General features: G+C 62.3%; 10 protein-coding genes and 1 pseudogene. 10 read left to right on the plus strand and 1 reads right to left on the minus strand.

Going from position 1 to position 13,151, the window contains the following annotated elements:
• The first annotated feature begins 193 nt into the window (after positions 1–193).
• The 5 genes and pseudogenes from MJO57_RS32640 to MJO57_RS01830 all read left to right on the plus strand — a co-directional run bounded on the left by MJO57_RS32640 (position 194) and on the right by MJO57_RS01830 (position 5,262).
• A pseudogene (locus MJO57_RS32640) lies at positions 194–2,449 on the plus strand (VCBS domain-containing protein).
• 23 nt (positions 2,450–2,472) lie between these two features.
• Positions 2,473–2,643 carry a hypothetical protein gene (locus MJO57_RS01815; protein ID WP_252022446.1) on the plus strand — a complete coding sequence of 57 codons (171 nt, stop codon included), beginning with the start codon at positions 2,473–2,475 and terminating at the stop codon, positions 2,641–2,643.
• Positions 2,644–2,797: 154 nt separating this feature from the next.
• A complete protein-coding gene (locus tag MJO57_RS01820) occupies positions 2,798–3,373 on the plus strand; it encodes a cadherin repeat domain-containing protein (protein WP_252022449.1) in 576 nt (191 codons plus the stop codon).
• 66 nt (positions 3,374–3,439) lie between these two features.
• The gene (locus MJO57_RS01825; protein ID WP_252022452.1) at positions 3,440–3,853 is read left to right on the plus strand and encodes a hypothetical protein; all 414 of its coding nucleotides are present in this window, start codon (positions 3,440–3,442) and stop codon (positions 3,851–3,853) included.
• 11 nt (positions 3,854–3,864) lie between these two features.
• Complete coding sequence (locus MJO57_RS01830; RefSeq protein ID WP_252022455.1) at positions 3,865–5,262, plus strand: VCBS domain-containing protein; 1,398 nt, start codon at positions 3,865–3,867, stop codon at positions 5,260–5,262.
• On the opposite strand, the gene MJO57_RS01835 is transcribed toward MJO57_RS01830, so the two are convergent.
• A complete protein-coding gene (locus MJO57_RS01835) occupies positions 5,237–5,461 on the minus strand; it encodes a hypothetical protein (RefSeq protein ID WP_252022457.1) in 225 nt (74 codons plus the stop codon). The genes MJO57_RS01830 and MJO57_RS01835 overlap by 26 nt on opposite strands.
• On the opposite strand from MJO57_RS01835, the gene MJO57_RS33060 reads away from it, so the two are divergent.
• From MJO57_RS33060 to MJO57_RS01860, 5 genes are all read left to right on the plus strand, one after another.
• Complete coding sequence (locus MJO57_RS33060) at positions 5,399–5,791, plus strand: VCBS domain-containing protein (RefSeq protein ID WP_371924856.1); 393 nt, start codon at positions 5,399–5,401, stop codon at positions 5,789–5,791. The genes MJO57_RS01835 and MJO57_RS33060 overlap by 63 nt on opposite strands.
• A 288-nt stretch (positions 5,792–6,079) precedes the next feature.
• The gene (locus MJO57_RS33065) at positions 6,080–6,985 is read left to right on the plus strand and encodes a cadherin repeat domain-containing protein (protein WP_371924750.1); all 906 of its coding nucleotides are present in this window, start codon (positions 6,080–6,082) and stop codon (positions 6,983–6,985) included.
• Between the two features lie 20 nt (positions 6,986–7,005).
• Entirely contained in the window at positions 7,006–7,785 is a 780-nt protein-coding gene (locus tag MJO57_RS01850; protein ID WP_252022462.1) for a hypothetical protein, read from the plus strand.
• Positions 7,786–7,824: 39 nt separating this feature from the next.
• The gene (locus MJO57_RS01855) at positions 7,825–11,283 is read left to right on the plus strand and encodes a VCBS domain-containing protein (protein ID WP_256493183.1); all 3,459 of its coding nucleotides are present in this window, start codon (positions 7,825–7,827) and stop codon (positions 11,281–11,283) included.
• Positions 11,277–13,145, plus strand: coding sequence for a VCBS domain-containing protein (locus MJO57_RS01860; RefSeq protein WP_252022466.1), 1,869 nt, complete (start codon positions 11,277–11,279; stop codon positions 13,143–13,145). The genes MJO57_RS01855 and MJO57_RS01860 overlap by 7 nt, the downstream gene beginning before the upstream one ends.
• Positions 13,146–13,151: the final 6 nt, after the last annotated feature.

The raw sequence follows: 13,151 nt of genomic DNA on the forward strand, positions 1-13,151 counted from the left end.
CCGGTCAGGATGACGGGTCTGGCCCTCTGCTGGACCTGATCACCCTGAGCCGGGTGGACGTGGTTGAAAATGCCCCCCCTGAATTCATCCTGAACGGCGATACCTACGCCGGCCTGGTGCTGGACACCGAGCTGGTCAGCAATGGCGATTTCGCCACGGGCGATGACTGGACGCTGTCGGGAACCATCGACGTATCAGACGCCCTGCAGTTCGGTGGTGGTGGCGATTTCAGTGACGGGGTAGCCGAGCATGTCATGCCCGGATATCCGGATGTTAACTATGCCCTGAGCCTTGGCTACCGCTTGGGCGGCAACCCAACCGCGACCGGCCGGGTGGAGGTGATTGACCAGGCAACCGGTGACATACTGGCAACGGAGCCGTTCAGTACCGACTCCGATTCCCTGCAAACCCTGAGCCTCGGGTTCACTGCCCGGTCTGCGGGCAATATGGTCATCCGGATTTCGGATACCACCGAGCATGGCGCCGCTACGGACTTGTGGGTCGATAATGTCTCTGTGCAGGCCGCCAGCGCGGATAACCCGGAGCTGGCAACCGCAATAGCGAACGGTGACATCGAGGCTTATTTGACGCAACTGGCGATTGCCGAGGATGCCCAGCCCGGAACGGAGGTGGGTCAGGTACAGGCCAGTGATGCCGATGGCGATACGCTGACCTTCAGCCTGACCGATGATGCTGGCGGCCTGTTTGCCATTGATGGGGCAACCGGCGTCATTACCGTCGCCGGCGTGCTGGATTATGAGACGGCCAGCAGCCATCAGCTGACCGTGCGGGTGGCTGACCCGGCAGGTGCCTTCAGTGAGCAGCAATACAGCGTTTCGGTGGTGGATCAGAATGAGGCCCCCGATCCGGTAGTGGCCGAAGAGACCGTCCTGTCGGTACTGGACTTTGAAGGGGGTGTGCTGGCCGAGGGCTGGAGCGATGCCAACGGGTCGGAAATTGTCACACTGGGCGGTCCTTACGGGGTCTCCCCCTACGAGGGCGAGTATGGCCTGGAGCTGGACAATGGCGCCGGTGGTACGCCGGATGCCCTGTACTATACGGTAGCAACCGGTCAGGGGCTCAGTCATAAAGTGAGCCTGCGGGTTCACGAACGTCCGGGCGGTGATGGCTCGGATCACGTGGAAGTGGTCTGGAACGGTGAGGTGCTTGAGACCATTAACCCGACCGATGCCTGGGGCGAGTATGTGGTGACCCTGCCGGATACCGGCCTGGCCAGTACCCAGCTGGCGATCCGTGAAGTGGCCGGTCAGGATGACGGGTCTGGCCCGCTGCTGGACCTGATCACCCTGAGCCGGATGGGCGACGTTAATACCCCGGCGGAGATCGGCGGCGTGGACACCGGTGCGATGACCGAGGACAGCGACGCGACCCTGACCGCCTCCGGTACCCTGACCATCAGTCACCCGGACAGTGGCCAGGCGCAGTTTGCCGCCGGCAGCTACAGCGGCCTGTACGGTACCGTGGGCCTGGATGCAGCGGGCAACTGGACCTACAGTGCCGATAACAGCCAGCCGCCATCCAGTCCCTGGGCGACGGGGATACCCTCAGCGATACCGTGACTATCCAATCGGAGGGCGGCACCGACCATACCCTGACCCTCACCGTCACCGGCAGCAACGACGGGGCGGTAATCAGCGGCACCGACAGTGGCAGCGTCAGCGAAGACAGCGACAGCATGCTGACGGTCTCCGGTGCCTTGTCAATCAGTGATGTGGATGCCGGTGAAGCACAGTTCACCGCCGGCACGATCAATGGCAGCTACGGTGACCTGACCCTCGATGCCAGCGGCAACTGGAGTTACAGCGCGGACAACAGCCAGCCGGCCATTCAATCACTGAACGACGGTGAGACCCTGAGCGACACCCTGACCGTGTACTCGCTGGACGGCACGGCTCATACGGTGACCATCACTGTCAACGGCCGTGATGACGCCCCGGATCCGGTGGTTACCGAAGAGACCGTTCTGTCGGTACTGGACTTTGAAGGTGGTGTGCTGGCCGAGGGCTGGAGCGATGCCAACGGGTCGGAAATTGTCACACTGGGTGGTCCTTATGGGGTCTCCCCCTACGAGGGCGAGTATGGCCTGGAGCTGGACAATGGCGCCGGTGGTACGCCGGATGCCCTGTACTATACGGTGGCAACCGGGCAGGGCCTCAGCCATAAAGTGAGCCTGCGGGTTCACGAACGTCCGGGCGGTGATGGCTCGGATCACGTGGAAGTGGTCTGGAACGGTGAGGTGCTCGAGACCATTAACCCGACCGATGCCTGGGGCGAGTATGTGGTGACCCTGCCGGATACCGGCCTGGCCAGTACCCAGCTGGCAATCCGTGAAGTGGCCGGTCAGGATGACGGGTCTGGCCCTCTGCTGGACCTGATCACCCTGAGCCGGGTGGACGTGGTTGAAAATGCCCCCCCGAATTCATCCTGAACGGCGAGACCTACGCCGGCCTGGTGCTGGACACCGAGCTGGTCAGCAATGGCGATTTCGCCACGGGCGATGACTGGACGCTGTCGGGAACCATCGACGTATCAGACGCCCTGCAGTTCGGTGGTGGTGGCGATTTCAGTGACGGGGTAGCCGAGCATGTCATGCCCGGATACCGGATGTTAACTATGCCCTGAGCCTGGCTACCGCTTGGGGGAACCCCAACCGCGACCGGGCCAGTGAGGTGATTGACCAGGCATCCGGTGACATACTGGCAACGGAGTCGTTCAGTACCGACTCCGATTCCCTGCAAACCCTGAACCTGGGTTCACTGGACGGTCTGCGGGCAATATGGTCATCCGGATTTCGGATACCACCGAGCATGGCGCCGCTACGGACTTGTGGGTCGATAATGTCTCTGTGCAGGCCGCCAGCGCGGATAACCCGGAGCTGGCAACCGCGATAGCGAACGGTGATATCGAGGCTTATTTGACGCAACTGGCGATTGCCGAGGATGCCCAGCCCGGAACGGTGGTGGGTCAGGTACAGGCCAGTGATGCCGATGGCGATACGCTGACCTTCAGCCTGACCGATGATGCTGGCGGCCTGTTTGCCATTGATGGGGCAACCGGCGTCATTACCGTCGCCGGCGTGCTGGATTATGAGACGGCCAGCAGCCATCAGCTGACCGTGCGGGTGGCTGACCCGGCGGGAGCCTTCAGTGAGCAGCAATACAGCGTTTCGGTGGTGGATCAACATGAGGCACCGGATCCGGTGGTTACCGAAGAGACCGTCTGTCGGTACTGGACTTTGAAGGGGTGTGCTGGCCGAGGGCTGGAGCGATGCCAACGGTTCCGAAATTGTCACACTGGGCGGTCCTTACGGGGTCTCCCCCTACGAGGGCGAGTATGGCCTGGAGCTGGATAATGGCGCCGGTGGTACGCCGGATGCCCTGTACTATACGGTGGCAACCGGGCAGGGCCTCAGCATAAAGTGAGCCTGCGGGTTCACGAACGTCCGGGCGGTGATGGCTCGGATCACGTGGAAGTGGTCTGGAACGGTGAGGTACTCGAGACCATTAACCCGACTGATGCCTGGGGCGAGTATGTGGTGACCCTGCCGGATACCGGCCTGGCCAGTACCCAGCTGGCAATCCGTGAAGTGGCCGGTCAGGATGACGGGTCTGGCCCTCTGCTGGACCTGATCACCCTGAGCCGGGTGGACGTGGTTGAAAATGCCCCCCCTGAATTCATCCTGAACGGCGATACCTACGCCGGCCTGGTGCTGGACACCGAGCTGGTCAGCAATGGCGATTTCGCCACGGGCGATGACTGGACGCTGTCGGGAACCATCGACGTATCAGACGCCATGCAGTTCGGTGGGGTGGCGATTTCAGTGACGGGGTAGCCGAGCATGTCATGCCCGGATATCCGGATGTTAACTATGCCCTGAGCCTTGGCTACCGCTTGGGCGGCAACCCAACCGCGACCGGCCGGGTGGAGGTGATTGACCAGGCAACCGGTGACATACTGGCAACGGAGCCGTTCAGTACCGACTCCGATTCCCTGCAAACCCTGAGCCTCGGGTTCACTGCCCGGTCTGCGGGCAATATGGTCATCCGGATTTCGGATACCACCGAGCATGGCGCCGCTACGGACTTGTGGGTCGATAATGTCTCTGTGCAGGCCGCCAGCGCGGATAACCCGGAGCTGGCAACCGCAATAGCGAACGGTGACATCGAGGCTTATTTGACGCAACTGGCGATTGCCGAGGATGCCCAGCCCGGAACGGAGGTGGGTCAGGTACAGGCCAGTGATGCCGATGGCGATACGCTGACCTTCAGCCTGACCGATGATGCTGGCGGCCTGTTTGCCATTGATGGGGCAACCGGCGTCATTACCGTCGCCGGCGTGCTGGATTATGAGACGGCCAGCAGCCATCAGCTGACCGTGCGGGTGGCTGACCCGGCAGGTGCCTTCAGTGAGCAGCAATACAGCGTTTCGGTGGTGGATCAGAATGAGGCCCCCGATCCGGTAGTGGCCGAAGAGACCGTCCTGTCGGTACTGGACTTTGAAGGGGGTGTGCTGGCCGAGGGCTGGAGCGATGCCAACGGGTCGGAAATTGTCACACTGGGCGGTCCTTACGGGGTCTCCCCCTACGAGGGCGAGTATGGCCTGGAGCTGGACAATGGCGCCGGTGGTACGCCGGATGCCCTGTACTATACGGTAGCAACCGGTCAGGGGCTCAGTCATAAAGTGAGCCTGCGGGTTCACGAACGTCCGGGCGGTGATGGCTCGGATCACGTGGAAGTGGTCTGGAACGGTGAGGTGCTTGAGACCATTAACCCGACCGATGCCTGGGGCGAGTATGTGGTGACCCTGCCGGATACCGGCCTGGCCAGTACCCAGCTGGCGATCCGTGAAGTGGCCGGTCAGGATGACGGGTCTGGCCCGCTGCTGGACCTGATCACCCTGAGCCGGATGGGCGACGTTAATACCCCGGCGGAGATCGGCGGCGTGGACACCGGTGCGATGACCGAGGACAGCGACGCGACCCTGACCGCCTCCGGTACCCTGACCATCAGTCACCCGGACAGTGGCCAGGCGCAGTTTGCCGCCGGCAGCTACAGCGGCCTGTACGGTACCGTGGGCCTGGATGCAGCGGGCAACTGGACCTACAGTGCCGATAACAGCCAGCCGGCCATCCAGTCCCTGGGCGACGGGGATACCCTCAGCGATACCGTGATCATCCAATCCGAGGGCGGCACCGACCATACCCTGACCCTCACCGTCACGGCAGCAACGACGGGGCGGTAATCAGCGGCACCGACAGTGGCAGCGTCAGCGAAGACAGCGACAGCATGCTGACGGTCTCCGGTGCCTTGTCAATCAGTGATGTGGATGCCGTGAAGCACAGTTCACCGCCGGCACGATCAATGGCAGCTACGGTGACCTGACCCTCGATGCCAGCGGCAACTGGAGTTACAGCGCGGACAACAGCCAGCCGGCCATTCAATCACTGAACGACGGTGAGACCCTGAGCGACACCCTGACCGTGTACTCGCTGGACGGCACGGCTCATACGGTGACCATCACTGTCAACGGCCGTGATGACGCCCCGGATCCGGTGGTTACCGAAGAGACCGTTCTGTCGGTACTGGACTTTGAAGGTGGTGTGCTGGCCGAGGGCTGGAGCGATGCCAACGGGTCGAAATTGTCACACTGGGTGGTCCTTATGGGGTCTCCCCTACGAGGGCGAGTATGGCCTGGAGCTGGACAATGGCGCCGGTGGTACGCCGGATGCCCTGTACTATACGGTGGCAACCGGGCAGGGCCTCAGCCATAAAGTGAGCCTGCGGGTTCACGAACGTCCGGGCGGTGATGGCTCGGATCACGTGGAAGTGGTCTGGAACGGTGAGGTGCTCGAGACCATTAACCCGACCGATGCCTGGGGCGAGTATGTGGTGACCCTGCCGGATACCGGCCTGGCCAGTACCCAGCTGGCAATCCGTGAAGTGGCCGGTCAGGATGACGGGTCTGGCCCTCTGCTGGACCTGATCACCCTGAGCCGGGTGGACGTGGTTGAAAATGCCCCCCCTGAATTCATCCTGAACGGCGAGACCTACGCCGGCTGGTGCTGGACACCGAGCTGGTCAGCAATGGCGATTTCGCCACGGGCGATGACTGGACGCTGTCGGGAACCATCGACGTATCAGACGCCCTGCAGTTCGGTGGTGGTGGCGATTTCAGTGACGGGGTAGCCGAGCATGTCATGCCCGGATACCCGGATGTCAACTACGCCCTGAGCCTGAGCTATCGGTTAGGGGGGAATCCAACCGCGTCCGGCCAGATCGAGGTGATTGACCAGGCATCCGGTGACATACTGGCAACGGAGTCGTTCAGTACCGACTCCGATTCCCTGCAAACCCTGAACCTCGGGTTCACTGGACGGTCTGCGGGCAATATGGTCATCCGGATTTCGGATACCACCGAGCATGGCGCCTCTACGGACTTGTGGGTCGATAATGTCTCTGTGCAGGCCGCCAGCGCGGATAACCCGGAGCTGGCAGCCGCGATAGCGAACGGTGATATCGAGGCTTATTTGACGCAACTGGCGATTGCCGAGGATGCTCAGCCCGGAGCGGAGGTGGGTCAGGTACAGGCCAGTGATGCCGATGGCGATACGCTGACCTTCAGCCTGACCGATGATGCTGGCGGCCTGTTTGCCATTGATGGGGCAACCGGTGTCATTACCGTCGCCGGCGTGCTGGATTATGAGACGGCCAGCAGCCATCAGCTGACCGTGCGGGTGGCTGACCCGGCGGGAGCCTTCAGTGAGCAGCAATACAGCGTTTCGGTGGTGGATCAACATGAGGCACCGGATCCGGTGGTGCCGAAGAGACCTGTCTGTCGGTACTGGACTTTGAAGGTGGTGTGCTGGCCGAGGGCTGGAGCGATGCCAACGGTTCCGAAATTGTCACACTGGGCGGTCCTTACGGGGTCTCCCCTACGAGGGCGAGTATGGCCTGGAGCTGGATAATGGCGCCGGTGGTACGCCGGATGCCCTGTACTATACGGTGGCAACCGGGCAGGGGCCTCAGTCATAAAGTGAGCCTGCGGGTTCACGAACGTCCGGGCGGTGATGGCTCGGATCACGTGGAAGTGGTCTGGAACGGTGAGGTACTCGAGACCATTAACCCGACTGATGCCTGGGGCGAGTATGTGGTGACCCTGCCGGATACCGGCCTGGCCAGTACCCAGCTGGCAATCCGTGAAGTGGCCGGTCAGGATGACGGGTCTGGCCCTCTGCTGGACCTGATCACCCTGAGCCGGGTGGACGTGGTTGAAAATGCCCCCCCTGAATTCATCCTGAACGGCGATACCTACGCCGGCCTGGTGCTGGACACCGAGCTGGTCAGCAATGGCGATTTCGCCACGGGCGATGACTGGACGCTGTCGGGAACCATCGACGTATCAGACGCCCTGCAGTTCGGTGGTGGTGGCGATTTCAGTGACGGGGTAGCCGAGCATGTCATGCCCGGATATCCGGATGTTAACTATGCCCTGAGCCTTGGCTACCGCTTGGGCGGCAACCCAACCGCGACCGGCCGGGTGGAGGTGATTGACCAGGCAACCGGTGACATACTGGCAACGGAGCCGTTCAGTACCGACTCCGATTCCCTGCAAACCCTGAGCCTCGGGTTCACTGCCCGGTCTGCGGGCAATATGGTCATCCGGATTTCGGATACCACCGAGCATGGCGCCGCTACGGACTTGTGGTCGATAATGTCTCTGTGCAGGCCGCCAGCGCGGATAACCCGGAGCTGGCAACCGCAATAGCGAACGGTGACATCGAGGCTTATTTGACGCAACTGGCGATTGCCGAGGAGCCCAGCCCGAACGGAGGTGGGTCAGGTACAGGCCAGTGATGCCGATGGCGATACGCTGACCTTCAGCCTGACCGATGATGCTGGCGGCCTGTTTGCCATTGATGGGGCAACCGGCGTCATTACCGTCGCCGGCGTGCTGGATTATGAGACGGCCAGCAGCCATCAGCTGACCGTGCGGGTGGCTGACCCGGCAGGTGCCTTCAGTGAGCAGCAATACAGCGTTTCGGTGGTGGATCAGAATGAGGCCCCCGATCCGGTAGTGGCCGAAGAGACCGTCCTGTCGGTACTGGACTTTGAAGGGGGTGTGCTGGCCGAGGGCTGGAGCGATGCCAACGGGTCGGAAATTGTCACACTGGGCGGTCCTTACGGGGTCTCCCCCTACGAGGGCGAGTATGGCCTGGAGCTGGACAATGGCGCCGGTGGTACGCCGGATGCCCTGTACTATACGGTAGCAACCGGTCAGGGGCTCAGTCATAAAGTGAGCCTGCGGGTTCACGAACGTCCGGGCGGTGATGGCTCGGATCACGTGGAAGTGGTCTGGAACGGTGAGGTGCTTGAGACCATTAACCCGACCGATGCCTGGGGCGAGTATGTGGTGACCCTGCCGGATACCGGCCTGGCCAGTACCCAGCTGGCGATCCGTGAAGTGGCCGGTCAGGATGACGGGTCTGGCCCGCTGCTGGACCTGATCACCCTGAGCCGGATGGGCGACGTTAATACCCCGGCGGAGATCGGCGGCGTGGACACCGGTGCGATGACCGAGGACAGCGACGCGACCCTGACCGCCTCCGGTACCCTGACCATCAGTCACCCGACAGTGGCCAGGCGCAGTTTGCCGCCGGCAGCTACAGCGGCCTGTACGGTACCGTGGGCCCTGGATGCAGCGGGCAACTGGACCTACAGTGCCGACAACAGCCAGTCAGCCATCCAGTCCCTGGGCGACGGGGTGACCCTCAGCGATACCGTGATCATCCAATCGGAGGGCGGCACCGACCATACCCTGACCCTCACCGTCACCGGCAGCAACGACGGGGCGGTAATCAGCGGCACCGACAGTGGCAGCGTCAGCGAAGACAGCGACAGCATGCTGACGGTCTCCGGTGCCTTGTCAATCAGTGATGTGGATGCCGGTGAAGCACAGTTCACCGCCGGCACGATCAATGGCAGCTACGGTGACCTGACCCTCGATGCCAGCGGCAACTGGAGTTACAGCGCGGACAACAGCCAGCCGGCCATTCAATCACTGAACGACGGTGAGACCCTGAGCGACACCCTGACCGTGTACTCGCTGGACGGCACGGCTCATACGGTGACCATCACTGTCAACGGCCGTGATGACGCCCCGGATCCGGTGGTTACCGAAGAGACCGTTCTGTCGGTACTGGACTTTGAAGGGGGTGTGCTGGCCGAGGGCTGGAGCGATGCCAACGGGTCGGAAATTGTCACACTGGGCGGTCCTTACGGGGTCTCCCCCTACGAGGGCGAGTATGGCCTGGAGCTGGACAATGGCGCCGGTGGTACGCCGGATGCCCTGTACTATACGGTGGCAACCGGGCAGGGCCTCAGCCATAAAGTGAGCCTGCGGGTTCACGAACGTCCGGGCGGTGATGGCTCGGATCACGTGGAAGTGGTCTGGAACGGTGAGGTGCTCGAGACCATTAACCCGACCGATGCCTGGGGCGAGTATGTGGTGACCCTGCCGGATACCGGCCTGGCCAGTACCCAGCTGGCAATCCGTGAAGTGGCCGGTCAGGATGACGGGTCTGGCCCTCTGCTGGACCTGATCACCCTGAGCCGCGTGGACGTGGTTGAAAATGCCCCCCCTGAATTCATCCTGAACGGCGAGACCTACGCCGGCCTGGTGCTGGACACCGAGCTGGTCAGCAATGGCGATTTCGCCACGGGCGATGACTGGACGCTGTCGGGAACCATCGACGTATCAGACGCCCTGCAGTTCGGTGGTGGTGGCGATTTCAGTGACGGGGTAGCCGAGCATGTCATGCCCGGATATCCGGATGTTAACTATGCCCTGAGCCTTGGCTACCGCCTGGGCGGCAACCCAACCGCGACCGGCCAGGTGGAGGTGATTGACCAGGCAACCGGTGACATACTGGCAACGGAGTCGTTCAGTACCGACTCCGATTCCCTGCAAACCCTGAACCTCGGGTTCACTGCCCGGTCTGCGGGCAATATGGTCATCCGGATTTCGGATACCACCGAGCATGGCGCCGCTACGGACTTGTGGGTCGATAATGTCTCTGTGCAGGCCGCCAGCGCGGATAACCCGGAGCTGGCAACCGCAATAGCGAACGGTGATATCGAGGCTTATTTGACGCAACTGGCGATTGCCGAGGATGCCCAGCCCGGAACGGAGGTGGGTCAGGTACAGGCCAGTGATGCCGATGGCGATACGCTGACCTTCAGCCTGACCGATGATGCTGGCGGCCTGTTTGCCATTGATGGGGCAACCGGCGTCATTACCGTCGCCGGCGTGCTGGATTATGAGACGGCCAGCAGCCATCAGCTGACCGTGCGGGTGGCTGACCCGGCGGGAGCCTTCAGTGAGCAGCAATACAGCGTTTCGGTGGTGGATCAACATGAGGCACCGGATCCGGTGGTGGCCGAAGAGACTGTCCTGTCGGTACTGGACTTTGAAGGCGGTGTGCTGGCCGAGGGCTGGAGCGATGCCAACGGTTCCGAAATTGTCACACTGGGTGGTCCTTACGGGGTCTCCCCCTACGAGGGCGAGTATGGCCTGGAGCTGGATAATGGCGCCGGTGGTACGCCGGATGCCCTGTACTATACGGTGGCAACCGGGCAGGGCCTCAGCCATAAAGTGAGCCTGCGGGTTCACGAACGTCCGGACTATGATGGTACGGATCATGTGGAAGTGGTCTGGAACGGTGAGGTGCTCGAGACCATTAACCCGACCGATGCCTGGGGCGAGTATGTGGTGACCCTGCCGGATACCGGCCTGGCCAGTACCCAGCTGGCAATCCGTGAAGTGGCCGGTCAGGATGACGGGGGTGGCCCGTTGCTGGACCTGATCACCCTGAGCCGGATGGGCGACGTTAATACCCCGGCGGAGATCGGCGGCGTGGACACCGGTGCGATGACCGAGGACAGCGACGCGACCCTGACCGCCTCCGGTACCCTGACCATCAGTCACCCGGACAGTGGCCAGGCGCAGTTTGCCGCCGGCAGCTACAGCGGCCTGTACGGTACCGTGGGCCTGGATGCAGCGGGCAACTGGACCTACAGTGCCGATAACAGCCAGCCGGCCATCCAGTCCCTGGGCGACGGGGATACCCTCAGCGATACCGTGACTATCCAATCGGAGGGCGGCACCGACCATACCCTGACCCTCACCGTCACCGGCAGCAACGACGGGGCGGTAATCAGCGGCACCGACAGTGGCAGCGTAGCGAAGACAGCGACAGCATGCTGACGGTCTCCGGTGCCTTGTCAATCAGTGATGTGGATGCCGGTGAAGCACAGTTCACCGCCGGCACGATCAATGGCAGCTACGGTGACCTGACCCTCGATGCCAGCGGCAACTGGAGTTACAGCGCGGACAACAGCCAGCCGGCCATTCAATCACTGAACGACGGTGAGACCCTGAGCGACACCCTGACCGTGTACTCGCTGGACGGCACGGCTCATACGGTGACCATCACTGTCAACGGCCGTGATGACGCCCCGGATCCGGTGGTTACCGAAGAGACCGTTCTGTCGGTACTGGACTTTGAAGGGGGTGTGCTGGCCGAGGGCTGGAGCGATGCCAACGGGTCGGAAATTGTCACACTGGGCGGTCCTTACGGGGTCTCCCCCTACGAGGGCGAGTATGGCCTGGAGCTGGACAATGGCGCCGGTGGTACGCCGGATGCCCTGTACTATACGGTGGCAACCGGGCAGGGCCTCAGCCATAAAGTGAGCCTGCGGGTTCACGAACGTCCGGGCGGTGATGGCTCGGATCATGTGGAAGTGGTCTGGAACGGTGAGGTACTCGAGACCATTAACCCGACTGATGCCTGGGGCGAGTATGTGGTGACCCTGCCGGATACCGGCCTGGCCAGTACCCAGCTGGCAATCCGTGAAGTGGCCGGTCAGGATGACGGGTCTGGCCCTCTGCTGGACCTGATCACCCTGAGCCGGGTGGACGTGGTTGAAAATGCCCCCCCTGAATTCATCCTGAACGGCGATACCTACGCCGGCCTGGTGCTGGACACCGAGCTGGTCAGCAATGGCGATTTCGCCACGGGCGATGACTGGACGCTGTCGGGAACCATCGACGTATCAGACGCCCTGCAGTTCGGTGGTGGTGGCGATTTCAGTGACGGGGTAGCCGAGCATGTCATGCCCGGATATCCGGATGTTAACTATGCCCTGAGCCTTGGCTACCGCTTGGGCGGCAACCCAACCGCGACCGGCCGGGTGGAGGTGATTGACCAGGCAACCGGTGACATACTGGCAACGGAGCCGTTCAGTACCGACTCCGATTCCCTGCAAACCCTGAGCCTCGGGTTCACTGCCCGGTCTGCGGGCAATATGGTCATCCGGATTTCGGATACCACCGAGCATGGCGCCGCTACGGACTTGTGGGTCGATAATGTCTCTGTGCAGGCCGCCAGCGCGGATAACCCGGAGCTGGCAACCGCAATAGCGAACGGTGACATCGAGGCTTATTTGACGCAACTGGCGATTGCCGAGGATGCCCAGCCCGGAACGGAGGTGGGTCAGGTACAGGCCAGTGATGCCGATGGCGATACGCTGACCTTCAGCCTGACCGATGATGCTGGCGGCCTGTTTGCCATTGATGGGGCAACCGGCGTCATTACCGTCGCCGGCGTGCTGGATTATGAGACGGCCAGCAGCCATCAGCTGACCGTGCGGGTGGCTGACCCGGCAGGTGCCTTCAGTGAGCAGCAATACAGCGTTTCGGTGGTGGATCAGAATGAGGCCCCCGATCCGGTAGTGGCCGAAGAGACCGTCCTGTCGGTACTGGACTTTGAAGGGGTGTGCTGGCCGAGGGCTGGAGCGATGCCAACGGTCGGAAATTGTCACACTGGGCGGTCCTTACGGGGTCTCCCCCTACGAGGGCGAGTATGGCCTGGAGCTGGACAATGGCGCCGGTGGTACGCCGGATGCCCTGTACTATACGGTAGCAACCGGTCAGGGCTCAGTCATAAAGTGAGCCTGCGGGTTCACGAACGTCCGGCGGTGATGGCTCGGATCACGTGGAAGTGGTCTGGAACGGTGAGGTGCTTGAGACCATTAACCCGACCGATGCCTGGGGCGAGTATGTGGTGACCCTGC

The organism is Endozoicomonas sp. SCSIO W0465 (assembly GCF_023716865.1).
Taxonomy (GTDB): Bacteria; Pseudomonadota; Gammaproteobacteria; order Pseudomonadales; family Endozoicomonadaceae; genus Endozoicomonas.